Origin of the sequence: Burkholderia sp. RF2-non_BP3 (assembly GCF_001522185.1) — a bacterium.
In the GTDB taxonomy this organism is placed as follows: Bacteria; Pseudomonadota; Gammaproteobacteria; order Burkholderiales; family Burkholderiaceae; genus Burkholderia; species Burkholderia diffusa.
The window spans coordinates 92,329-115,328 of sequence record NZ_LOSU01000040.1 but is presented as its reverse complement, the minus strand read 5'-3'; the positions used below and the strand labels follow the sequence as shown (position 1 = coordinate 115,328).

The following is a 23,000-nucleotide window of genomic DNA, read 5'->3' as shown; positions in this document are numbered from 1 at the left end:
CATGCATGCGCTCATTGTATTGGCTCACCCTGAGCAGAGGTCTTTTAATGCGTACCTGGCTGAACTCGCCAGACAGGCATGGGGTGTTCAAGGACATGACGCCACCGTCCTTGATCTCTACGCAGAGGATTTCGAACCACGTGAAGCATCCTGGCATTATTCTTCGCTGAAGAGCGGAGATAAATTTGATCCGATGCAGGAGCAACGTCATCATTGGAGCTCCAATACTCTGCCACCCGTAGTCGCACAACACATTGAGCTTTTGCAGAAATCCGACGCCTTGATACTTCAATTTCCATTCTGGTGGTTTGGGATGCCCGCCATTATGAAAGGATGGATGGACCGAGTTTTCGTTTACGGCGGTTTATATCGGAGCCAGCATCGTTACGAAAGCGGCGTGATGCGCGGGAAAAAGGCCCTGATTGTGTCCACGGCCGGCTCTTCGGCCCAAGCTTGTGCACCGGATGGACGCGACGGCGATATGCGTCTGCTTCTGTGGCCCGTCATGCACGCGCTGCACTACCTTGGCTTTACCGTGCTGGAACCCTATCTCATCCATGGAGTTCGTGGCGGTTTATCGGGTAAGGAGGCTCAACAGCAACGCCACTTCCTTGAGCAACGAGCCATCGACTATCGCGTAAGGCTGCAACATTGGTCGACATGGCCTTCGATTCCCTTCAATCATGGAGACGACTTTACTGACGGGGTAAGCCTGAAGCCAGACGCTCCAGTATATAGCCCGTTCGTTCGCCATCGATTAGGTGACGAAAGTCGATAACGCATGGAGTTATCGGAATAGACACCGCGGGATGCTTTGTTATGGAGTGGCCCTCTCCTGCAGCATGCGATTTCGGAATTCATTTCTAACAGGAGGTTCACATGAGCATGACCTATTCGGAAGCTCTCAAGGTAAACGCCGAGAAGGGGGAGGCTGGCGCTTACAGCGCCGGGTTCTCGGATTTCATTGCTATGAAAATACTGGCAAGTAAACGCACAGAACGCTTTGGGAACGTCTATGGCGCGAATGCTTATCTCATGGCGTTTTCACAGCGCAAAGAACTGGTTTGCGATCTTGACATTCGTATCGATGCGATTCGCCTGGCCGAACTGGATGCGGTGACGGAAATTCTAAACTGCAACAAGCAGGAGTTTGCACTGGAACTCATTGTCGCCGGCATAGAGCAAGCAAAGCAGGCGCTCACCGCTGCAGGACTTCAACATGCCTACGATAAAGCAGTTGACAAAAAAATTGCGGAGATAGGTATCTCGATCGCACCCTCAGCATCCCAAGGATGCTGGACACTTCACCACAATGGCGAGCCCATCGTGAACCAGGACGCCGATCGGCATGGCAAGGCTGCGAATACAATTTCCGATATGGTCCAGGAGGCTGCCACTGGGCCTATGAATCCGGTTGCGTGAATAAACAGGGCTAATGCTAGCTCATTCATCAGGTTTGCAAGGGGCGCCTAGCCTTTGCAGAGTAGGCGAAAGCCGCACCGAGGCATCGTATGCGATTCGCTGCGCCCCTCTTTGAATGGATTAACTGAAATGGCGAAGATTCACTTGGTTGAAGGTCCCGTTGGAGCCGGTAAGTCCACGTTCGTTGCTACGCTCCGAAAGCAATACGCAGCACCAGGGTTCATCCTCGATGCGTGGTTCGTCAGACTCTACAGTCCTGATCGTCCTGCGGTGAATGTGATGGACTGGTATATAACTAGGAAAGAGCGCTGTCTGGAACAGATCTGGGCAACGGCTAAGGAAGTCCTTGATGCTGGTCATGACGTAGTCCTTGAGCTAGGACTGGTGGAGAAGATCAACCGCGAACGTTTCTATACTCAGGCCAGTGAGGCCGGCTACGAGTTGGCAATTTACTTAGTCGATGCCCCGCGAGAGGTTCGGCGGGAACGCGTCCGCAGGCGCAATCGGGAACGTGGCGCGACATATGCCATGGAAGTGCCGGATACATTTTTCGAGCTAGCAAGTGATCATTGGGAACCCATCGATGAGATCGAGCGCGAAATGTACGGCGTCCATGTGGTGACTTGAGGACAAAGTTCCGTCATGGTGGTGAAGTTGCCCTCAATCCGCCTTCATTTGGTTGATAAGGGCATGTGATGATGCTCGTTCTATTGGCCTCGACCTGCCTTGACGCACGCAGCGGCAACGCACACGTTACCAGGCTGAAATGGCACAAAAACTGTCAATACGGGGTTAGGCCGCCCCATAGTGCTACCGAGCACGCAATTGCCTCATCTGACCACGGGCATCCTTATCCCTTTGTCTCGCGAGGGGAACATCAACGCGGAAGGGCAGCAATCCAGCCGCGCGCTCCCATCACCGAGTCTCTGGCGCACCGCCTCGCCTGGCACAAACGTCCGGCACTCGTCCGGAAGTAACCGAGGCGGCAAGCCGTCCCTACGCTGACTCTTCCTCTCGCGGCGCCAGGAAGGCCATCACAAGGCGGACCGGCAACTCCTTGTCCTCGTGGCGTAGCTCAAGAGTGAGCTGATTTTCTGGGTCAATGTGCCAGCTAACTGCACGCAGGGCATCGCGATAGGGGTTCTCGGATACTACACCGGTGTTTCCGAGGATTCTGCCTAGGTCCGCCCAGACGTTATCAAAATCGTCATTGAAGCTAGTGATAACGGCTTCATATTCGTTCGGCCCGTCTAAGCTGTCCATATCTGTTGATCTGAGGGTCATCTCGACCGAATTGATTTTGCCTTTAACACCACTGTACACACTAAACTTGTTTGATCGACTGTCTCGATAAGTCTTCCTTCGGCCGACCTCTTGGGTGAGTTGCAGCCCCGAGCGCTCGACGGCTTCGCTCTCTGGGTAGATCCCGAAAGACTTCAGCGTATCGATAAAGACATCGAGTGCATATTGCATGTCTGGCGCTCCGACATCGGCTCCTAGTGATTAGAATCTGATTCTTAGTTTAGTACCCACGATGCCCTCTGATCCGTTGCCGACTTTGGGCAGCGGCGTCCAACCGTTGCAGAACCTTTCTTATATATATCCGGCACAGGTTGTGGCATCCGAATGCAAAACCATACGGTTTCAGTCTCGACGTATCGAATACCGCATCGTGATCTTGCCGCCCACTGGCTCAGGCGCGCCGCTTGCACGGGTGATGCCGGGCGATTATCAAGAAAGATGGGATCATCGAAGATATGGCAACGGCATCTTCCCCGCAATGATCATCGATTTAACGTATTACATTACTTGTTCCATTACTTGATCAGTTCAAAGACGGTCATCCCCACTAGGAGGAGGGCCATGAACACGTTCACGACACGTGAGGTCAAAGGATGGCGTAATAGCCTCGACAGCATCGTTCCCGCCAGCAACCATCCAAAATGAATCACAACGATCATGAGACTCAAGATCAATGTCTTCATCCAAGCATCAATGGCGCTCTCGGTGTAAATCGTAGCTCCCGCAAATACAGCGGCAATTGCGAGATAGGCCTTGGGATTGGCAACCGCAAGGACAAAACCCGCCACGAACGGAGGGGCGGCGGCTTGGTCCGGAAGGCTCGACAAAGGTGGAGAGGTCGCGATCTGGTAAGCGAGATAGCAGATATAGATTGCCGCAACGATGCTCAGAGCACGCGCCCCGAACGGAAACGACGTCACGAAAGCCATAACGCCGAACGCAACCAACACTAGCGCAGCTATCGTTCCTGCAATCAAACCCCATGTATAGCGGAGCGAGCGACCAACGCCATAAGAAGCCGCGACGGCTGTTACACTGACGGTTGAGGGCCCAGGGCTACCCATAATAAGCAATGATTGGAGTACGAAGAGCAGAATCGGCTGCCAATTGCCCGGCATCCACGCCACTGAATCATGCATGTAAGCTCCGTCAAAATGATCACGATCTTGACGTTAGATGAGCGATGGAGAGACTGTCTTGAATGATTGTGCGGAGCTGCCCTGCAGCGGTAGCCATGGACTGATATTTGGACCCGATGCCAAGGGTCTGCAGCTTGCGCAAGCAAGCTTCTCCAGGGAAGCCTTTTCCGCTCATCGTCACGATACCTATGCCATTGGCATTACTGTGAGCGGGGTTCAGGCATTTCGTTATCGCCGCGAGCAACACCACTGCCTACCGGGGCAATGCCACATCCTGCATCCCGATGAACTCCATGATGGCAAGGCTGCGACGGAAGCAGGATTTGCCTATCGCATCGCCTATATCGATCCCGCTCTCGTTCAAGCCGCCTTGCGCGGCCGCACGCTACCCTTTGTTGGCTCGCCGGTAACAGACATATCTCGTTTGCCAGACGACATCACTGGAAGGCTGATGCGTTTCGATGAGCCGTTCGACGATCTGTCGCGAACCGAATTCATCGTCTCTATCGCTGATTTTCTCGAAGAAGCGGCTGGAAATCGTGGCATCCGCAAAACAGAACCTCTGGCACTTCCGCAACTTTCCCGAGTGCGAGACATGATTACAGCGGAACCGATCAGGCAGTTCAAGATGACTGAACTGGAACAAATTGCCGGAATGGATCGATGGACCATCGCCCGGCAATTCCGCCTGTTGTTCGGCACCAGCCCCCGCCGGTTCCGCACTTTGCGCCAACTCGATATCACGCGGAATCTGCTCGAGAAGGGAGCATCGCTTTCGGTGGCCGCCGCCGAAGCCGGCTTCGCTGACCAAAGCCATATGACGCGACACTTCAAAGGGGCCTTCGGTTTCACACCCCGGAGGTGGATTGAAACAACGCGCAGTGTCTCAAACGCACACGAGTCACGATAGTGCGCACCTCCCGGTGCCCTGCGCGCGTCTGGATTCCGCCACGAAGGAACCCGCATGACCACTTTTCCCATTTCCACCGAACGCCTCGTCCTGCGCCCGTTCAAACGCGGCGATCTTGCCGCGTTCACCGCATACAGGAACCATCCTGACGTCGCGCGCTATCAGAGTTGGTCGTCGTACGCGGATGCCGACGCGGCGGCGTTCTTCGCCGAGCAGCAGACGCTTGAGTTCGACACCGACGGCACGTGGTTCCAGATCGCGGCCGAGCACCAGGCCGACGGCGCGCTGATCGGCGACGTCGCGGTGCATTTCTTCGACGAAGGGCGGCAGGCCGAGCTGGGCGCAACGTTCGACGTCGCCGCGCAGCAGCATGGCTTTGCGCTCGAAGCGGTGTCGCGGGTGATCGAACTGCTGTTCGCAGATTTTGGCAAGCACCGCATCGTCGCGACGGTGGACGCGCACAACGTACGCGCGCAGCGTCTGTTTGAGCGACAGGGCTTTCGCCGCGAAGGGCATTATCGCGAGAACATCTTCTTCAAAGGTGCGTGGTCCGACGAGTACGGCTATGCGTTGCTGAGCCGCGAATGGCGGGCTCTACGGCAAGCGGCGACGGGAGGCGCGCAATGACGGCGTTCGGGAATTTCGTCGAGCTGTGCACGCACCGCACCGCCGCGAATGGTGACGCGCTCGCCTACCGTTATCTGAGCCGTCACGGCGAGGACTGCACGCTCAGCTTCGGTACGCTCGATTTCGCGACGCGTCGCTACACGGCGTTCCTGCCGACCGAAAACTGACCACCTGCTGGTTATCAATTTTCAACCTGCGGCAGGCAGCCCATACCTCACACGTCAATGCTAGCGCTGCAGGCCGCAATAGGAAGGTGCCGTTCTCGAAGCGGCGCTGCGCGGCTCCCGACATCGATGTTGCCTCCTCTGTCGCGGGGTCTAGAAGTTCACTCAAGTTTGCGAACTTCCGAGGGCGTCGGAGGTGCCGTCATTGTCGTAGACAAACTGTTCTAGACAATTTATTCTAGACGCACATTTTGCCTTGTACCGTCCTTTTTCATGGCTAACAGGAACCAGCCCAGCGCCAAGCCGACCGCCGCCGAACTCGACGTGCTGCAGACGTTGTGGGAAACCGGCCCCGCCACCGTCAAGCAAGTCCACGCCGCCATGGCCGCCCGGCGCGACGGCATCACCTACGCAAACGTGCTGCGACTGATGCAGATCATGCATGGCAAGGGCGTGTTGACACGCGATGAAAGCCAACGCTCCCATGTCTATGCCGCTGCGCAAAGCCAGAGGGCGACGCAGGGCCGCCTGATCAAGGATCTGATTGGCAAGGCTTTCGCCGGCTCGGGCAAGGCACTGGTTCTGGCCGCCCTGCGCGGAGGTTACGTCAGCAAGAAAGACCGCGCGGAAATAGAAGCCCTCCTGCGCGACGACAAACTGTGAGCGACCTTCTGCTTGCCACCGCCTGGGCCATTGGCGGTGGCCTGCCGGCGCTGGCTTGGAAAATCCTGTGCCTCCACGCCGCCACGCTAGCGCTACTGTCACTTACGCGGCCAGACGACGCGAAACTGCGTTATGTGTTGCTCGGAACAGCGCTTTTCTCCAGCGTCGGTGTTGGCGTGGCCGAGGTGGCGTTGGCGTGGCGCGGCCTGCCGCCCACCTCGCCCGACGCCCCGGCTGTAGCCGACAGCGCAACGTTGGCCTGGCCGTTGTGGCTAGCGTTGGCCTGGCTAGTCGGCAGTGCAGTCGCGGCGCTGCGAGTGTGTCTCGGACTGACATGGCTGCGTGGCATTGTGCGTGCCAGCGCCCCGTGGATCGATCCCGCCTGGCAGGCGCGTGTGGCCGACATGGCGCGCCGCCTGCGGCTCTCGCGCACGGTTGGGTTGCGGGTAGTGCGAAACCTGTCCACGCCCGTCACGGCCGGATGGTTTAAGCCGGTGATCCTGGTACCGGCTTCGCTCGTCACCGGAATGCCAGCGGACCTGTTGGCGGCGCTGCTGGCGCATGAGTTGGCGCACGTACGACGCCATGACTATCTGATCAACCTGTTGCAACATGCGGCGGAGGTTCTACTGTTCTTCCACCCGTCCATCTGGTCACTGTCCCGCGCTATTCGTATCGAACGCGAGCGCATCGCCGACCAGATTGCGGCAGCGTTGATCGGCAGTCCCATGCCGCTGGCGCGCGCCCTGCACGCCCTGGACAACTCCGAGATCGGCACGCCGGTGCCGGTGGCTCCCGGCGCGCGCGACGGTGAATTGCTTGACCGCATCCGCCGTCTGGTGCGGCCCGAGAGTCTTTCCGCTCGGCGCGCGGTGGCCCTACCTGTCACGACCCTATCAATTGCGCTGGCAGGCTTTGGCGCCTGGTCAGCGCTGACCTCCGGACGAACGCATCCCTTGTCGGCGCAGGAAGAGCAACGCCTCATGGCACAGCTACCGGGGATACAGGCATTGGTCGAGGCGAGCGGCGCGTCCCACGTGCTGGTGCTGGATGCCCGCTCCGGCGCCACGCTGCTCGGCCGCGCCGAGAACGAGGCCGTGCCGATCGCGTCGCTGACTAAACTGATGACGGCCATGGTGGTTCTGGATACGGTGCCGGACTTGTCGCGTCGCATTCTCATCGACGAACGCGATGCGAGCGCCACGGCCTCGGGCGCGGCCTCGCCGCTGCCAGTGGGCGCCAGCGTGACGCTGGAGACCCTGCTCAAGCTGGCGCTGATGGCGTCGGACAACCGCGCGGCCCACGCCTTAGCCCGCACCTACCCGGGCGGTGAGCCAGCCTTCGCGCAAGCATTGCGGCGCAAGACCGCGGCGCTACACCTCGAACACACTACGCTCGAAGAAGCTACCGGCTTGTCGACCGCCAATCGCGCGAGTGCCGCAGACATCGGCAAGATTGTTGGTGCGGCCGCTGCCTACCCGCAAATCGCGCGCGACACCACTGCGCTCGCCGAGACCGTCGAGGCGGCTGGCAATCGGCTGCATTACCACAACACCAACCCACTGGTCGGCGCGCAGGGCTGGAATATCCGCCTGTCCAAGACCGGCACTTCCGCCGAAGCTGGGCGCTGCCTGGCCATGCGCATTCATATCGAGGACCGCGACCTGACGCTGGTCCTGCTCAACGGCCGTTCTGACAACGCGTGAGCCCTTCCTCCCGCTTTCCCCCGACGCCATTTCATCGATCATGACCATTCGACTCTCTTCGTTCGCTGTCGGCACAGCCCTTTCCCTGTTCGCGCTGGCCGCCGCCCCGGCCCGTGCGACCGTCCTATGCACCGTCGTCGCCGACGCCGCCGACGGCCGAATCGTCTTCCAGCAAGGCACGCAGCAGGCTTGCGCGGAACGCTACACGCCCGCCTCGACCTTCAAACTGCCCATCGCCCTGATGGGCGCGGATGCCGGCATCCTGCAAAGCCCGCACGAACCGGTCTGGAACTATCGGCCAGGCTACCCCGACTGGGGCGGTGACGCCTGGCGCCAGCCCACGGATCCAGCGCGCTGGATCAAATACTCGGTGGTCTGGTATTCGCAGTTGGCCGCCAAGGCATTGGGACAAGAGCGCTTCCAGCGCTATACCTCGGCGTTCCACTACGGCAACGAGGATGTCTCGGGCGAGCCAGGCAAGCACAACGGCACGGACGGCGCGTGGATCATCTCGTCGCTACGCATTTCGCCGTTGGAGCAGCTGGCCTTCCTGCGCAAAGTCGTCAACCGGCAATTGCCGGTCAAGGCTGCGGCCTACGAGTTGGCGGAAAGCCTATTCGACGTTGGCGAGGCCGGCGGCTGGCGCCTGTACGGCAAGACCGGCACCGGCTCACCCGGCAGTAACGGCGTCTACAACGCTGCCAACGCCTACGGCTGGTTCGTTGGCTGGGCCCGCAAGGACGGCCGCCAGTTGGTGTTCGCCCGCCTGGTGCAGGACGAGCGCGCAACCAAGCCCAACGCCGGCTTGCGCGCCCGCGACGACTTGATGCACGACTGGCCCGCCATGGTCGGCACGCCCCGCAAGTAAGCCTGGCAACGCCCGATCATGAACGCCTCTGATACACGCGACGACGCCATCGACCTCCTGCGCGGCCTGTCGATCCTGCTGGTACTGCTGCATCATTTCAATATCGCCTATTCCCTTGGCGATACCACGCTTGCCGGCCTGCTTGGCTGGCCGCTGTTGCGCGCCATCGCGCGTAACGGCAACTACGGCGTAACGATTTTCTTTGCGATATCGGGCTTTCTGATCACCCGCAACTCGCTGGAGCGCTGGGGCCGACTCGACGCCATTCGGACGGTGTCGTTCTGGCGACTGCGCTTCGCGCGAATCCTTCCCATGCTGGTCCTGACGCTCGCGGCGGTCGACGCGCTCGCGCTGGCCGGCCTGCCGCTGTTCGGCAACCGGGCGGCGAGCACGGTGCCGCTGTGGACGACCAACGCCGCCGCGCTAGGCGCCTGGATGAATGTACTGGTCATCCGCGAGGGATGGATCAACTATCCGCTGGGCGTGATGTGGTCGCTGTCGGTCGAGATGGCCTTCTACCTCCTGTTTCCATTGGCTTGTGTGTTGTTGCGGCGTAGCACGCGACTGGCGTTGCTGGCCGCCGTCCTAGTTGTTGCCGGCCCGCTCTACCGCCTCGCCAACCAGGGAAACGGTGAGGCCTATCTGTATGGCTATCTCGCCTGCTTCGACGCCATCGCCATCGGTTGCTGCGCTGGTGTCCTTGCGCGGCGGCGGACATGGCCGGCGTTGCAGCGGCCATACGTCCGTCCATTGATCGGCATCACCATGACACTGCTCTACCTGATGTGGCCGATCAGCCAGAGCAACATTCTCGGCGTCAGTGCCATGGCACTAGGAACCGCCTTGCTTCTGCTCGGCCGCCCCGCGGCGAGACATAGTTCGCCCGGCCTGTCGCGGCGCATCCTGACACGTTGCGGCAGCGACTGCTACGAGATCTACCTGCTGCACCTGCTGGTGCTGGGCCTGCTGCGCACCTGGCTGCCACCGGCGCAGCTCCTAAGCGACGCCAGGCTTGGGTTGCTGCTGGCCTATTTCGCCGGATCATGCCTGCTGGGCGCGCTGGTGTCCCGCGGCTACTCCACGCCCCTGAATCGCTGGCTACGGCAACGTTCTGGCGTTGTATTCCGGGCTACGCGCTAACGCTGGGTCGCGGTTCGAAGCGGCAGCGCGCCGGAGTAACGCGGCAAGCCCACAAAATTCCCAGTTAAGTGACGCTTTCTTGGATGCGGCGCTGGCCGGCCAGGCATTGCTCTGGTATCCGACTGGCTAATGGCCGAACCTTTGAGAAGCGCCGTGGAAGATGCGCGCCTAAATTTCCAGGCCACGTTGTCGCCCAACCTCCCACGACACTCCGCCGGCTCGCACCGTAGCGGTGAGCTGCTGCCCCAACCGCTGTTCGATCACCGGCTTCCACGGCACGAGCGAGAACCCCATACCATCATCGAGCATCGCGTAGCGCCCGCTGGCGAGCATGACGGAGCGCCGGTAGATGCCGGCCACGCGCTGCCCCTCGGCGACGGGGCGATGTTCCAGACCGGTTGTGGCGGTAATGTCCTTGGCAGCCTGCGCCAATTCGCGCCGGCGCAGCGTTGCCAACAGGTTGCGCGCGAGAACGACACGCTGCCCGCGACGCTCGGCCAGTCCCTGTTCGGCCAGGAACTCGGCTCGCTGGCGCAGCGCGTCCTTGACCTCGGCCCCAAAGCCAAGGTCGCCCAGGCCTTTGCCGCCGCCAATCAACTGCTGGTCGAGCCACGTGGCTCCGATCACGCGGGTCTGTCGCTCGATGGGTAGGTGCGATTTCAACTCCACCATCACGCCGCCACCAAGGCGTTGCGCGTCGTACTGGCGACCTTGCTCGGCCAGGTCGTCGGGCAGGCGCCAGACGCCTTCGGCCTCGCGCTCCACGATGCCGACGCGGCGCAAAGCTTCGAGCCGGCGCACATGGGCGGCCACCACTTCGCGCGGATCGCGCTCGGGCGTCGCCTGACCTTGGGCGACGGCCAGGTGATGATCGGTGCGATACACGCCATCAACAGCCAGCGCGGCGATGTTGCGGTCAGCCGCGCGCACGTCGGCCGCCCCTTTCACTTCCACCACGGCCCCGGTCGGATACTTCTCCAGTTCGGCGCGCGGTGGCAGCGCGATATAGTGCGCCTTGCCGTCCGTGCCATCCACGATCAGATAGCCCTTGTCGTACAGTTCGTCGGCCAGCCCCTTGCCGACGACACGGCCAACGACGGCGCGGCCACCCTCGCCAGACTGGAATACAGTTAATTCACGCTGCTTGCCGCTCATGGCCCGCTGCATCGTTCGGATGATGTCGCCACGTTCGCCCATCGCCCGCAGGGTCAGTTCGGCGTCGGCATGGACGGCCCACGTGCCGGGCCGAGGCTCGGACGCCAGGCCCATTCGCTGCAGATGTTGCAGGCGGCCGATCAGCACTTGCCGCTGGCCTTGCAACCTAGGTTCGGCGAAGCGTTCGACGCGCACCAGGCCATCGTCACCGGTCTCGCGCTGCAAGGTGCGATCCAGGCCCGTCCACCGCTCTTGATCGACTTCGCGCTGCATGGCGCGCTGCAGCTCCAGTTCGGTGCGTGGCCCCAGCCATTCAGTCGCCAATTCCGACGCCCGCCGGCGCATCCCCTCGGCGATGTAGTCGCGGGAAACGATGAGGTCTTTGCTGGTGTCGTCCTTGCCGCGCAGGACGACGTGCGTGTGCGGGTTGTCGGTATTCCAGTGATCGACGGCCACCCATTCCAGCCGCGTCCCCAGGTCGGCCTCCATGCGCGCCATCAGGTGCCGGGTGTAGGTACGCAAATCGTCGATCTGTTCGGCATCCTCCGGCGAGACGATGAACCGGAACTGGTGCCGATCCTCGCGCCCGCGTTCCTCGAACGCCTTGGTGTCCGCCTCGTCGGTCGTCGGCCCGTAGGCGTGGCCCGGCCCGCCCTGGCGATCGACGCCTTCCCGCTCGATGTAGCGCAGGTGCGCGGCGGTCGAGCGCGGCCCGGCCTGCGCCAGATTGACCAGCCGCGCCTTGATCGTCACGCGCCGGGCGTTGGCCCCAAGTCCCCGGCCTGCGAAGCGCGCCGTAACGTGGCCGCGGCCCAGCCGGGAACCGGGTCGCTGGCTGACCTTGCCTGCCGCCTTGCCAAGCTTCGCGCCGGCCTTGTTGGCTTGCCGCAGAACCTTGTTGACGTAGGCATCGCCTCGCTGCTTCGGAGTGCCAGGCCGGACGCGAAATCGGTCGTCGTCGCGCTGGCTCATGGTATGGCCCCATCCAACGCCGGCGCAGTCCAGCGGACAAAGCACGCGACTTCGCCAATACCGATGCGGCATTGCGCACCTTCGCGGCACGCTGCCGCCCCGTGGCGCGTGCCGCGCCCCCCCCATGTGCAGACAAGGTTTTCAAGCGGCCATGTGCCGCGACCTTTTATCTTGCCTTCCGCCTTTGCCCTGCGCTGTCGCTCAGGGCGTGGACGGCCCGGCGGCGCGGCGCTGCTTGCAGCCAGCGCGCCGGCGAACGCGGCCACGGCCACCGGCCGGGCGCGTTCGAGGCAAGACGCCTGCACGTGGGAAAGCGGCGCCGGATGTTGCGCGACGTGCGACGCGGATGCGCTCGCACGACACGCGCGGCGACACGGCGACGGCCAGCAGGACGACACGCCGGATGGCACGATGAAGCGCAGCGAATCGGCGGCCATCATCGGCGTGTCTCCAGCCAGACCGGATGCGCGATGCCGAGCACGGTGGATGCACCGACCGGGCCGAAATACCGGCTGTCGAACGATGCTGGGTTGGTCGTGCTCAACAGGAACAGCTCGCCGGGTTCAAGGCGACGGCATTGCGTCCACGACGGCAGCGGCCGGCCCAGCCGGTCGGCGGGAAGCGCGGTGGCGGCTGGCACACCGTCGATGCGCACGCTACGACCGACGATGCACACCTCCTGCGGCGCGACCGCACCCACGCGCTTGAGCAACGGCACGTGCGTCGGCAGGTAGCCGCGCCGTGCAGCCAGCGCGGCGGCTTCGGCCGGCAGCGGGACGAGCACGATGCTGTCTACGGCCAACGGAGGGGCCCGGTGATAGAGTGGCTCGACGCGATACCAGCCGACCGCCACGCTGTCGGACGGGTTGTAGGTCAGGCGCGGCAGCGGCCGCATATCGTCAGGCAGGAAGGACACCCAGGCCAGCGCAGCGAGGCCGCAGGCGGATACGCCGCCAAGCACGAGGCAAGCGCGCAGGCGCGAGCGAGGACGTGGCACAGTACCGGACGTGGAAAGCGTGGTCATGGCAGCATCCTCCCGGCCCGCCAAGCGGCGTGCCGCTCGGCGGTGTATGCCGGCAGCGGCAGGCGCGCGGCGAGACGGTTGCCGAGCGTTCGCCAGTACGCGGGCGACACGTCGGCAGGCGCGATGCCTTGCGCCTCAATGGCGTCGAGCTGCGCCAGCACGGCGCGCACGGGGGGTTCGCCTTCGGCGTGTAGCAGCAGGCACGCGCCGGGCAGCACGCCGGGGATGCGCTGAGCCGCGTCCAGCGGCGTGCACGCCTGCATCACCATGAGCTGCCAGCGGATGGTGCCGTAGTCGTTGGCCTGCCAGCGGATGCGACAGAACACGGCACCGGGCAGGAACACCGCGACGCGCCGCCAGCGATCGAGGCGGACGGTGCGCGCCGGTTCGCCAAAGCGCAGGTAGAGGTCGATGCGCTGCTCGACGTAGGCGAGCGATACGCGGGTCAGCGGCGCGGCGCCGGCCTGGCCGGCGAGCACCGCGAGCGATGGCGGCGGCGCAGCCGTGACCGTCGAGAATTGCGCGTTCATGGGGTCGTCTCCGGAAACTCGCGTTCCAGCAAAGCGCGCAGCAGTTCGGCGACGGTCACACCCTGGGTGAACGCCGACACCTTGATGCGGGCGCGCATCGCAGGCGTGATGTCGAGGGTCAGGCGCGCGGTGTAGAGATCGCCTTTCTGGAGGCCGTCGGCGTCGCCCTGGCGAATCCACGCCTCGGCGTGCGGGTTCGCGGGCGGACGTGCGCCGATGCCGACGCGTTTGCCGTTGCGCTGGCTCATGTCGGCCACCGCAGCAGCTCGTCAGTCAGCGCGGCAATCTCGCGTGCGGCGGCGCTGTCCGGTGCCGTCTCGCGTGCAAGCCGGCCAGCGGCCACGCTGTCGGCGAACACGATGCGCTGGTGCACCTCGGCGTGCAGCGCCGGCAGCGGCTGTTCGGCGAGCGACTGCCGTGCTTCGCGGCCGATGATGGTGGTGCTGATGCGTCGGTTGATGACGAAGGCCGCTGCTAGCTGCGGCCGGAACACCTGCGCCTCGCGGATGAGCATCACCATCTCGGCGCTGGCCCACACGTCATAGGGACTCGGCTGCACCGGGATCAGTACGCGCTCGGCCGCCAGCAGCGCGGAACGCGCCAAGGCGGCGATGCGCGGCGGGCCGTCGATGATGACGTGATCGGCACGGCGGGCCAGCTCCGGCGCTTCCTGGTGCAGCGTTTCGCGGGCGAGGCCCACGGCGCTGAACAAGCGCGGCAAGCCCTGCTGGGCACGCCGTTGCGTCCAGTCCAGCGAAGAACCCTGCGGGTCGGCGTCCAGCAGGACGACGTGCTGACCGCGCAGCGCGAGTTCACCCGCGATGTGGGTGGCGAGCGTGGTCTTGCCGACGCCGCCTTTCTGGTTGAGCAGCGCGACGATCATGACGCGGCCCTCCGTGTTGGAAAGCCGGCTCGGCCGTGCCGTTTCGTGGTTGTCCACCGAAACGGCGCGCTCTTTTCAAAAGTTAGAGATTTAGAGTTAGGGAAGTTAGAGAGCGCCGAAACCCTCGCCGTTATTGGCTTTGCGGCGATTTCGCACGCCTGATGGCACGATAGGGACACGCCCGATAGCACGATACCCGGCACGCCTGATAGCACGAGGCCGTCCACACGTTTTCCCGCAGTTATCCCCGTGCCGTCTGCGGCACGGGCCGGAAGGTCAGCAACTCGGCCCCGTCCTCGGGCATGCGCACGATGCCCAGGACGTAGCCCGGCATGGACTGCCGCGCCACCAGAGCGCGCAGGTCGCAGGCGAAGTCGTAGGGCTTGGCCGTGCTGCCCGACTTGCGGTGCAGGTGCCGAAAGTCGAATTGCCAACCGCCTGGCTGCTTGCCGCCGTGCTTGCGCACCAGGCGGTACAGCCATCGCTCGATGCCGCCGGTCAGCCGGAAATACGCCGGGTCGATGGTCAGCACCAGCGCGGCGTCCAGTACGCCCGCGTAGAACCAATCCGGCAGGATTAGCTCGATGCCCAGCGGCGTACCGCGGGCGTCGGCCAGCTCCTTCCATTCGTTGATCCACGAGAAGCGATGCAGGCGCCGCCCGGTCGTCTCGCGGATGGACGTCGCCACGGTGGTCGATTGCAGCCGGTCGAGCGCGGCCTTGAGGCGCTGGTAGTCGCGCAGCGACACCCCACGGCCGATGAAACGCAGGATCTCGTAGGGCGTGGCGTGCATCAGGCGCGACGGGCGCAAGCCCGCGTCGCGCGCTTCGACGATCTGCGAGGCCGCCCAAATCAGTACGTCCGCATCCCAAATCGTGGCGATGCCGTGTTCCTGCGTGCCCTCCACGCGGATGGTGACGTTGCCGCTGCGGAAGTCGATCGGCGCCGTGCGCCGCGACTTCGCCAGCGAGAAGAATGGATACGCCATCAGGTCCTGGGCATCGCGCGGCGCCATGTCGCCCGGCAAGGCGCGGAACAGGTCGAGCTGTTCCCGCTCCCGCGATGGGCTGGACATGGCGATGGCCACCGGCGAGCCGCCGATCAGCGCACACGACTGTCGGCCGAATGGTGCTCGGCATACTCGGGGTCGGACGTGGCCTCGAAACTGCGCTGGTCGGCCCAGGCGTCGAGGTCAGCCACCGCGTACATGACGCGGCGACCGAATTTGCGGAACTTCGGTCCGCCACCGATCACGCGCTGCTTTTCGAGCGTGCGCGGCGACAGCCGCAGGTACTCGGCGGCTTCGTCGTTGGTGAGGTAGCGTTGGGGTTGCGGCGGCGTGGTGGCGGCAGCGGCAGCAGGCCGCAAGGGTGCGGGTCGCATCGGATGAACCTCCATCGGTCAGGAACGCCCGGCCACACAGCGCGACCGGATGGAGGCAGTCTTGGGAAAGCGGCGCGTCCTGCTGAGGGTCGTTTTGCACCGTGGACGAAACGACCCTCCCCGGGTCATTCGAGCTGTGCAAGGCGGCGGTAGCCGCCGCGCATCAGCGATTGGCCACGCCGTACCAGGCGGCGCACGCGCGAGCGCAGGCCGCCGTCCGTGTACCAGCCGGTGGCCACGGCCTCGGCGCCGAACAACCCTGCGGCTGTTTCGCGCAAGGACACGCCCGCAAGGGTCGCGTCGAGCGCCTGCAGGGTGTGCAATTCCAGCAGCGCGGCCGACGTGGGCCGAGAGCGGGCCGCCGCCGCAGGCGCGGCCTCGTCCACCGTCGCCAGCTTGTCCAGCTCGGCCATGATCGTGCGGTAGTGCGTGCAGGGTTCGGCGCACGCGCGGACGGCATACAGGTAGGCCATGCCATCGGCCAGGCCCGGTGACAGTGCGAGCCGCACGCAGCAGCCGGGCCAGCGCGCCGTCAGCACCAGGCGCTTGCCATCGTGGATCAGGTGTTTGTGACCGGGGATGCGCCAGAACGCGAAGGCGTCCGCATGCGGCGGCGGGTCAGCATCCGGGTAGAGCTGAAGCATGCCGACAGGATCGGGAAACCAGTCTGGATGCGCGTCACGCGCATCCAGTGCCGGGTCTTCCAGCAGGCGCAAGCCCCAGGCGTGCGCCGCGCCCGGCGGGTGGCGACAGCGCCGCCAGTCGCGCCGGTAGTCGGGATGGCGGCGCAGGTACTCCCACGCCAAGGAGGGGCCGTCCAGATGCAGCACATACAGGTACGCGGCAGTGGGATACCAGGCTTCGGCACTTCGATCAGCCATGATTCGACCTCCCGTTCAACAGGAACGTCGCTACGGCGTCGAACACAGGAGCTACAACATCAGAGCGCCATCCAGTGGACGTAGACTCAAGCTGTAACAAGGGGTGTCAAGACCGATCAGCTCCGATGCCTTGCAAGGGTCGTCCGAATGCGACGGCTGCGCCGCACGGAAACGGCGCGCAGCACCGGGCACCTTGCCGCAAGCCGCGGCGCGCATCATGTCTCTTTCGGTCACGGTCGCACCTGCTTGGTGCCGAAACGCCGATCCAGACCGTAACCGTCTTGAACTAGACTGAGAAAGACACAATACGCCCCGATTAGTCGGGAATGGAGCCATCACGCTGCGCCAGCCTGACGTACTCCGATAGTGGCCGTGCGGCGTGGAAATAGAGGTCGCGCAAGACAGGCCGTAGCTGCGGCCCGACGATGCCGGCCAAGTCGGACAGCTTGACCGTCCCGAGCGCCGGCATCCCGATACCAAGGTCAATCAGTCCCCAAGCGGTATCGCCATCGGCGGGATCGAGCGAAGCCAGCAACCAGGTCGCATGCGCGTCCGGCGTGAACAGCCGCACCACCGGCAGCGGGTCAATGTCCTGCCCCGCAGCACGCACTGTACCGGCGGCGAGCAGCTGCGCGCGCTGTTCTGCGGTGACGAGCGGCTGGGTCATGGGCGGCTATCTCACGAATCCGACAATGCAAGGATGCGCTTCTCTTGAGAAGCACGGAACTGACGAAGCGGATGCGTGCTTTCTTGTGAAAGCATGAAGACGCAAGCCGTCGAATCCGTACAGCCACGGAAGCGTAAAAGTGGAATTGTGCAGGTCAGGAAAGGCACGAATGTGACTCTCTGGTTCAGCTTGAATCCGCGGATGCGGATTTCCGTAAAGGCACGAATATGGAAATCAGCACCGCCAAATGAACACTATAGATTGTAGCCCTATAGGGTGCAATGAGATGTCATCTTGGTTTTCTAGGGGAAACCATAGGTGGCAGCGAAACCCTCTTTGGCGACGGCGATACGGATGGTCAGGAAGGCGCGTGGCTTAAGCCAGGAAGCGTTCTCTGACGTATCCAGCCGTACCTATATGAGTTCGCTGGAGCGCGATCAGAAAAATCCGACCATGCACAAGCTGACCGAGTTGTGCGAGGTCATGGAAGTGCATCCACTCACGCTTTTGACATTGGCATACGCAGGGCGCGACCCGCTCAATGCCGATCAGCTCCTTGCGCAAATCCAGCGGGAGCTGAAGGAAATCGTTGCGGCATCGAAAATCGAGAACTCATGATCGCGGTCTAGCTGGCCGTTGAAACGCCCTATGGCCATACCGACACATTGCGGCATGCCGCCGCTTCACCTGAACATTGAGGGTCTTCGCTCGCACGCCATGCTTGTAGGCATGTTCATGCTCGAGCCAGATGTTTCGGTCGAAAAAAGAAAGTGGCGTTCGTGGCTGGTGCATTGCCTTGTCAAAACGGCCCGTCACTACAACGATGCACGATCGTTAATACTTGCGCAGATAAATGAAGGCAAACGATCTTCTGCCGAGATGGAAAAAGGCCGACTTTTGCCCGTGTTCGACTTCGCGTTTGCTATGGAAGACTGCATTACATCGCTGGAAAAAGCGGTAGCGTGCATCCGGGCTTTGGCAGACAAGGGAGAAATGCCATCGGCATTTGTTCTCGCGTTAGATGACGAGCGACAATCCCTAAACGCTTTTCGCAGGCAACAGGAACACATGCATTCTCAGATCGCCGCAGGCCAAACCGGCGATGGCCCAATCCTCGTGACGCTGTCAGACGATGGTGAGGGCATGAGACTCCGCAGTCTTACAATGTCGTTCGTTGCTCTGTTTCGGTTGATCGACGCTATCTATCGCGATGTAGCGACCTTCTTCCCTGCACACGATATTCAGTCGCCTCCATCGCCGGGAGGTGTGCCTCAAATTTCAATGTCTATGACGATTGAGGTCGTCCAGGGCGGGTCCAAGCCGCCGGAAGTTCCATCATAGGAAAGCCCCGCCGCAGTGCGCGGGGCTTTGTGGCTGCGATCAGCCCGCCTGCTGCGGCCTGCTGCGCGACCAGATCAGGTCGTACGTGCCGTCCTCGTTCTCGATCAGGCGGGCGTAGACCGTCGCCGGGAATGAAGGATCGTCGAGGGTCACGGACAGGTATTCCCGCTTGGCCTCGCTGGTTTTCTTCCACGCCGCGCCGAAGTCGTGGCCGGCCGCCTGCAGGCGGTAGTCCGGGGCTTTCTCGTTGTCGCCCTTGTCGTTGGGAATCAGCTTGACCTTGACGTTGAGCATCAGGGTGCGAAGCGTGCCGGTGAAGCCGTCTTTCTCTGCGGTGAAGGTGCCGATGTTAGCCATGATGTTTCTCCGTTCGGGTTGAACAAGGTCGCGCCAGTGCGTCCTTGTTGTGAACCGGCCGGCGGGGGATGGGCGGGCCGCACCGCGCAGCGGTCGCAACAACGTGGAGAACCTGGAAGCGAAAAGAATTTGTTCCGCGAGGAAGCCGCGCAGCGGCGGGGAAATTGTTTTCGCTAAAAGGTTGCGGCCATGAAGCCCAAGGCGTAGCCGTGCCCTCGCCAGGATTCACGACAAGCCAAGGACGCACGGGCCGCCCGCTCCCGGAAGGAGATGTGGCTGACTCGGTGTCTCCGCGTGACGGCTTCTCCGGCTTGCGCCCTGCCGCGGACAAGGCCAACTCTCCAGCGACAAGACCAGAACGCCCCTTGCCGCGAGCAGGCGGCCTTCGTACTTGAGGCGTGGCATGGAAACTCCATAAGCGCGGCCGGGCGGCGTGTCGGAGAACCGACCTTCGTGACGTACAGGCGACGAGCCATCAGCGTCGAGGACGGCAGGCTTTTGCACAACCTACGGCAGCAAGCCGGGGCGTAGCCCCACAAACCCCGCCCCTTGCGGCGGGGCGCCGTCGAAATCTTGCCCGCGCCAGCGGGCGCCGCTTGCCGTGCCGCGCGAAATACATTGCGCGCCCGCCCCGTCGCCGCCTAGTGGAAGGCGGCGACGGGGCGATTTTGGTTTTGCGGTGGACGTTGAAACCGGGCGCGGCAACCTGCCGCGCCCGGTTTGAGTGAAAACCCCGGCGCGATGCGCCGGGGCTACGCTGCTGCCTCACGCGGCCAGCGTGTGCACTTCCTCCACATCGGCCGCATCTTCAGGTGTATCCGCGTCGTCTGCCACCTCCGGCACGTCTTCCGGTTCGGTGTGGTGGTCGACCTGGAACACCGCTGGCATCCAGCCGGTGCCATCCGCTAGCCGTTCCGCTTCGCTGGCAATGTCGGCCTTCTTCAACTTCGACAGGCGGGTGACGTGCGCCGGGGCGTACTGGTTCACGGCGTCCAGAATCGCGGTCTTGGCGATGTGGCGAAAATAGCCCTCGGCGGTCGGCTTCCACCATGCGGCCATGTCCAGCCCCACGGCCTCCGCCAGTTCCGCACCGGGCTGCTGCGTGGCGCGCGGCGTCACCACGTCCACCGTGGACGCCACGCACACGGCCAGCAGGCGCACCAGCTCGTCTTGCGACTTCGCCTGCAATGCAGCGAACAGTTCGGCGCTGTCCTGCGGCAAGGCTTCGCCCGCGACTTCCTGCAATTCGCGCAGCGCCACGGCGGCGGGCGATTCCGGCACGTCCGGAGCCATGGCTTCCAGCCGGTCCCGCACTTTCAGGCTCACGCTAAGCGGCAAGCCATCGCCGTAGGTATGCGGCTGCAAGACAGCCTGCACCATGCCATGCACGAGCGCGGCGAGCGCCACCTGAGGATGCCGGGCTACTTCGATTTGCAGCGCGGCGGTCCGGTACGCGCTCAGCCGCTGCGCCAGCCGATCAGACAGGCTCGCAGCCTTGGGCGCTTCGGCATCCTCGTCGCCCGCCTCGCCGTTCACGCCCTCCCCTGCGCTGAAACCCTGCCGGAGCTTTTCCAGCGTCCGCAGCTCCTTTGCCTCGGCCTCGCGCAGCAGCCCGCGATGAATCACGACTTCGCCTTCGCGGTCGAGCGTGACGATGGCACCGGCCACGGCGCGCACGTCCGGCGCATAGCCCTGCAAGGATTCTTCGATGGCTTGCAGTTCCTCCGCCACCTGCTCGCGGCGCGGTTCCAGTGCCTCGGTCCTGCCCTCGTCCTCGGCGTCGTAGGCTTCTTCGAGTTCGGCGTCGAGCTTGTCGAGGCGGTTTTGCAGCGAGGCGATGCGGCGGGCTTCGCGGGAGGTCGGCTCGCGCCGATGGCGCGGAGCGTTCTGGAACATCTGGCGTTCGGCGTGGCTCATGTTCGGCACGGCTTCCACCCACGCCCAGCCCTCGGCGCGCACGTCCTCGGCCTGCGCATCCAGCCTGCCACGCAGCAGTGTTTCCAGCAGCGCGGCGTCGGTCAGGTAGGTTCCGGCATCGCCTTCCGCGAACAGGTCGCGGCGGATGCCGCCGCCGGCCTGCGTGTAGGCGTCCAGCCCGACGAAACGCACCAGCGGATGCGTGGCGGTGATTTCGCGCTCGGCCAGGCGGTCGCGCAGCGCGGATGCGCCGCGCTGCCATTCGGGCGCACCGTAGTACGCGGCCTCCTGTGCGGCGTGGTCGTCGGTAATAGTCAAGGCCATCAACTGTTCCAGCGTGGCGGCTCCGGCGCGGTAGTCGGCCAGCAGGCGCGGCGAGACGTTGGCGAGCTTGAGACGGCGCTGCACCACCAGCGGGGACACGCCGAAGTCGGCGGCAATGTCTTCGATGGGACGGCCTTCCTTGACCAGCGCGGCGAAGGCCGCGAACTGGTCAGCGGGGTGCATATTCTCGCGCTGCACGTTCTCGGCGAGGCTGACGGTACGCGCCGAAGCGTCTGCCACCAGCAGGCACGGCACTTCGCAGTCGGCAGCGATGCGCTTCTTCTTCGCCAACAGCTTCAACGCGGTCAGGCGGCGGTCGCCTGCGACGACTTCGTATTGCTCGCCATCGGCGGACAGAATGACGATGAGGTTTTGCAGCAGGCCGACGCGGGCGATGCTCGCGGCCAGTTCGGGGATGAACTGGCGCGGGGTCGTGCGGACGTTGCGCTTGGAACGGCGCGGCAACAACTGCGACAGCGTAACCAGAATCAGGTTCTTGGTCGGGTCGGCCACTTCCAGCGGCGCGGCGGTTTCGAGTGCGATGGCTTCGGTTTTAGTAACGGCGTTCATGGTGACAACTCCTAGCGGTTGAGATGCAGCAGCGAGAGAAGCGGCAAGGGCTGCTGCCTGCCCCTGCCGCGTGGGAATCAGGCTTTCAACTGGCGCAGGCCATCGGCCAGCAGCCACAGGGCGCGATTCAGGCGAATGCCGTTGTCGATGCCCTGCACCGGGCGGGTGGTCTGGCGGCGACCGTTCGCGGCGCGAGCGGACAGGCCGCCTTTGATGAGGTTTTCTTGGGCGCGGTTGAACACGCTCCACAGGTCGCGGCGGCTGTCGTCGTCACGGCGCGGCATCAGGATTTGCGATTCCGTGATGGGCGCCGGCGTCGCTTCGTCGTACTTCAACGCCAGTGCAGCGCGAGCGAACACTTCCGCCTCGCCGTTGTCCAGCGTGATGGACTGCATGGCATCGCGGGATGCCTGCGCGCGGTCGAAGCCGCGCAGGACTTCGTAAGCGCCTTCGATGACCTGCCCGGCTACGTCGCCCTTGTGGGGTACGCGCACGTCCGCCACGGTGTCGCCGCAGACAAGGCCATTGCTGCACACGAACCGGAACATCCCGGCCAGCATCTGATAGCTGCTCGTGCCGTCATGCGAGTTCAGCAGGATGATTTCGTTGGCTTCGCGGCCATTGATCTGACTGGCATGGCGCAAACGGATCATGTGCTTGGTGTAGTCGCGGCGGTCGTCGGCACGCACGCGGGTCTGGCACACCATGAAAGGCTCGAAGCCTTCCACGCGCAGTTCTTGCAGCACCGTGGCGGTGGGGATATAGCTGTACCGCTCGGAACGGCTTTCATGCGGGGCGTCCGCGAAGATGGAAGGCGCAACGGCGCGGATTTGGTCGTCGGACAAGGGATATTCCGAACGCAGTACCGGGGAGCGCGAAGCGAAACGGGAAGCGAGTTGCATGGCATTTCTCTTGACAAAGAAGGGTTTGCTGTTCACCGCAACCGGATTCCAAGATTCGGAGCCCGCTTTGGACTTCCGGTGCGGTCGGCACGAAGAACCCGGTTGGCCTCGTTGCCACCGTCTTTCCTGAGTTCATCGCCCGCGACGGTCAGG

27 protein-coding genes are annotated in these 23,000 nt (G+C 63.4%); 12 read left to right on the top strand and 15 right to left on the bottom strand.

The features are described 5' to 3' along the window. Position 1: 1 nt before the first annotated feature. From WS45_RS33850 to WS45_RS21630, 3 genes are all read left to right on the top strand, one after another. Entirely contained in the window at positions 2–778 is a 777-nt protein-coding gene (locus WS45_RS33850; protein ID WP_081332274.1) for an NAD(P)H-dependent oxidoreductase, read from the top strand. 101 nt (positions 779–879) lie between these two features. Then, positions 880–1,422, top strand: coding sequence for a hypothetical protein (locus WS45_RS21635; RefSeq protein ID WP_059529469.1), 543 nt, complete (start codon positions 880–882; stop codon positions 1,420–1,422). Between the two features lie 129 nt (positions 1,423–1,551). After that, on the top strand, positions 1,552–2,049 hold the full coding sequence (locus WS45_RS21630; protein ID WP_059529466.1) for an AAA family ATPase: 498 nt from the start codon (positions 1,552–1,554) through the stop codon (positions 2,047–2,049). Between the two features lie 369 nt (positions 2,050–2,418). On the opposite strand, the gene WS45_RS21625 is transcribed toward WS45_RS21630, so the two are convergent. Beyond that, complete coding sequence (locus tag WS45_RS21625; RefSeq protein WP_059529463.1) at positions 2,419–2,895, bottom strand: hypothetical protein; 477 nt, start codon at positions 2,893–2,895, stop codon at positions 2,419–2,421. Positions 2,896–3,239: 344 nt separating this feature from the next. After that, a complete protein-coding gene (locus tag WS45_RS21620) occupies positions 3,240–3,863 on the bottom strand; it encodes a LysE family translocator (protein ID WP_059529460.1) in 624 nt (207 codons plus the stop codon). Positions 3,864–3,921: 58 nt separating this feature from the next. On the opposite strand from WS45_RS21620, the gene WS45_RS21615 reads away from it, so the two are divergent. The 7 genes from WS45_RS21615 to WS45_RS21590 all read left to right on the top strand — a co-directional run bounded on the left by WS45_RS21615 (position 3,922) and on the right by WS45_RS21590 (position 9,941). After that, a complete protein-coding gene (locus tag WS45_RS21615; protein ID WP_059529965.1) occupies positions 3,922–4,773 on the top strand; it encodes an AraC family transcriptional regulator in 852 nt (283 codons plus the stop codon). A gap of 54 nt (positions 4,774–4,827) precedes the next feature. Continuing rightward, entirely contained in the window at positions 4,828–5,400 is a 573-nt protein-coding gene (locus tag WS45_RS21610; RefSeq protein ID WP_059529457.1) for a GNAT family N-acetyltransferase, read from the top strand. Further along, positions 5,397–5,567, top strand: a complete 171-nt coding sequence (locus WS45_RS35170; RefSeq protein ID WP_155771103.1) for a hypothetical protein — start codon at positions 5,397–5,399, stop codon at positions 5,565–5,567. Before WS45_RS21610 ends, WS45_RS35170 begins: the two co-directional genes overlap by 4 nt. A 270-nt stretch (positions 5,568–5,837) precedes the next feature. Further along, positions 5,838–6,227 carry a BlaI/MecI/CopY family transcriptional regulator gene (locus WS45_RS21605; RefSeq protein WP_059529454.1) on the top strand — a complete coding sequence of 130 codons (390 nt, stop codon included), beginning with the start codon at positions 5,838–5,840 and terminating at the stop codon, positions 6,225–6,227. After that, a complete protein-coding gene (locus tag WS45_RS21600; RefSeq protein WP_059529451.1) occupies positions 6,224–7,933 on the top strand; it encodes a M56 family metallopeptidase in 1,710 nt (569 codons plus the stop codon). The genes WS45_RS21605 and WS45_RS21600 overlap by 4 nt, the downstream gene beginning before the upstream one ends. A 40-nt stretch (positions 7,934–7,973) precedes the next feature. Further along, a complete protein-coding gene (gene blaOXA / locus WS45_RS21595) occupies positions 7,974–8,801 on the top strand; it encodes a class D beta-lactamase (RefSeq protein WP_059529448.1) in 828 nt (275 codons plus the stop codon). Positions 8,802–8,819: 18 nt separating this feature from the next. Then, entirely contained in the window at positions 8,820–9,941 is a 1,122-nt protein-coding gene (locus WS45_RS21590; protein WP_059529445.1) for an acyltransferase family protein, read from the top strand. Between the two features lie 168 nt (positions 9,942–10,109). Here WS45_RS21590 and WS45_RS21585 read toward each other — a convergent pair whose 3' ends face one another. The 10 genes from WS45_RS21585 to WS45_RS21545 form a co-directional block, all read right to left on the bottom strand. Continuing rightward, positions 10,110–12,068, bottom strand: coding sequence for a relaxase/mobilization nuclease and DUF3363 domain-containing protein (locus WS45_RS21585; RefSeq protein ID WP_059701603.1), 1,959 nt, complete (start codon positions 12,066–12,068; stop codon positions 10,110–10,112). Beyond that, a complete protein-coding gene (locus tag WS45_RS33845) occupies positions 12,065–12,508 on the bottom strand; it encodes a hypothetical protein (protein WP_081332276.1) in 444 nt (147 codons plus the stop codon). Before WS45_RS33845 ends, WS45_RS21585 begins: the two co-directional genes overlap by 4 nt. Then, the gene (locus WS45_RS21580) at positions 12,505–13,092 is read right to left on the bottom strand and encodes a S26 family signal peptidase (RefSeq protein WP_059529439.1); all 588 of its coding nucleotides are present in this window, start codon (positions 13,090–13,092) and stop codon (positions 12,505–12,507) included. The genes WS45_RS33845 and WS45_RS21580 overlap by 4 nt, the downstream gene beginning before the upstream one ends. Continuing rightward, positions 13,089–13,622, bottom strand: coding sequence for a DUF2840 domain-containing protein (locus WS45_RS21575; protein WP_059701601.1), 534 nt, complete (start codon positions 13,620–13,622; stop codon positions 13,089–13,091). The genes WS45_RS21580 and WS45_RS21575 overlap by 4 nt, the downstream gene beginning before the upstream one ends. Beyond that, entirely contained in the window at positions 13,619–13,870 is a 252-nt protein-coding gene (locus WS45_RS21570; protein WP_059529962.1) for a hypothetical protein, read from the bottom strand. The genes WS45_RS21575 and WS45_RS21570 overlap by 4 nt, the downstream gene beginning before the upstream one ends. Continuing rightward, positions 13,867–14,505 (bottom strand): ParA family partition ATPase, encoded by a 639-nt coding sequence (gene parA, locus WS45_RS21565; RefSeq protein ID WP_059701599.1) that lies wholly within the window; start codon positions 14,503–14,505, stop codon positions 13,867–13,869. The genes WS45_RS21570 and parA overlap by 4 nt, the downstream gene beginning before the upstream one ends. A gap of 241 nt (positions 14,506–14,746) precedes the next feature. Then, positions 14,747–15,580 (bottom strand): replication initiator protein A, encoded by an 834-nt coding sequence (locus WS45_RS21560; protein WP_179949253.1) that lies wholly within the window; start codon positions 15,578–15,580, stop codon positions 14,747–14,749. Positions 15,581–15,606: 26 nt separating this feature from the next. Further along, a complete protein-coding gene (locus tag WS45_RS21555; protein ID WP_059529959.1) occupies positions 15,607–15,888 on the bottom strand; it encodes a helix-turn-helix transcriptional regulator in 282 nt (93 codons plus the stop codon). A 125-nt stretch (positions 15,889–16,013) separates the two neighbouring features. Beyond that, positions 16,014–16,769: a DUF2285 domain-containing protein gene (locus WS45_RS21550; RefSeq protein ID WP_059529427.1), complete on the bottom strand. Its 756-nt coding sequence runs from the start codon at positions 16,767–16,769 to the stop codon at positions 16,014–16,016. 316 nt (positions 16,770–17,085) lie between these two features. Continuing rightward, positions 17,086–17,436 (bottom strand): DUF2958 domain-containing protein, encoded by a 351-nt coding sequence (locus WS45_RS21545; protein ID WP_059529424.1) that lies wholly within the window; start codon positions 17,434–17,436, stop codon positions 17,086–17,088. Positions 17,437–17,754: 318 nt separating this feature from the next. Here WS45_RS21545 and WS45_RS21540 point away from each other — a divergent pair, with 318 nt between their 5' ends. Both WS45_RS21540 and WS45_RS21535 read left to right on the top strand, forming a co-directional pair. Next, positions 17,755–18,054, top strand: a complete 300-nt coding sequence (locus WS45_RS21540; protein WP_059529421.1) for a helix-turn-helix domain-containing protein — start codon at positions 17,755–17,757, stop codon at positions 18,052–18,054. A 30-nt stretch (positions 18,055–18,084) separates the two neighbouring features. Next, positions 18,085–18,777 carry a hypothetical protein gene (locus WS45_RS21535; protein WP_156437248.1) on the top strand — a complete coding sequence of 231 codons (693 nt, stop codon included), beginning with the start codon at positions 18,085–18,087 and terminating at the stop codon, positions 18,775–18,777. 39 nt (positions 18,778–18,816) lie between these two features. On the opposite strand, the gene WS45_RS21530 is transcribed toward WS45_RS21535, so the two are convergent. From WS45_RS21530 to WS45_RS21520, 3 genes are all read right to left on the bottom strand, one after another. Further along, entirely contained in the window at positions 18,817–19,134 is a 318-nt protein-coding gene (locus WS45_RS21530) for a DUF736 domain-containing protein (protein WP_059701597.1), read from the bottom strand. A 765-nt stretch (positions 19,135–19,899) separates the two neighbouring features. Further along, the gene (locus tag WS45_RS21525) at positions 19,900–21,945 is read right to left on the bottom strand and encodes a ParB/RepB/Spo0J family partition protein (protein WP_059529412.1); all 2,046 of its coding nucleotides are present in this window, start codon (positions 21,943–21,945) and stop codon (positions 19,900–19,902) included. Positions 21,946–22,022: 77 nt separating this feature from the next. Continuing rightward, a complete protein-coding gene (locus tag WS45_RS21520) occupies positions 22,023–22,847 on the bottom strand; it encodes a DUF932 domain-containing protein (RefSeq protein WP_059701595.1) in 825 nt (274 codons plus the stop codon). Between the last annotated feature and the right edge of the window lie 153 nt (positions 22,848–23,000).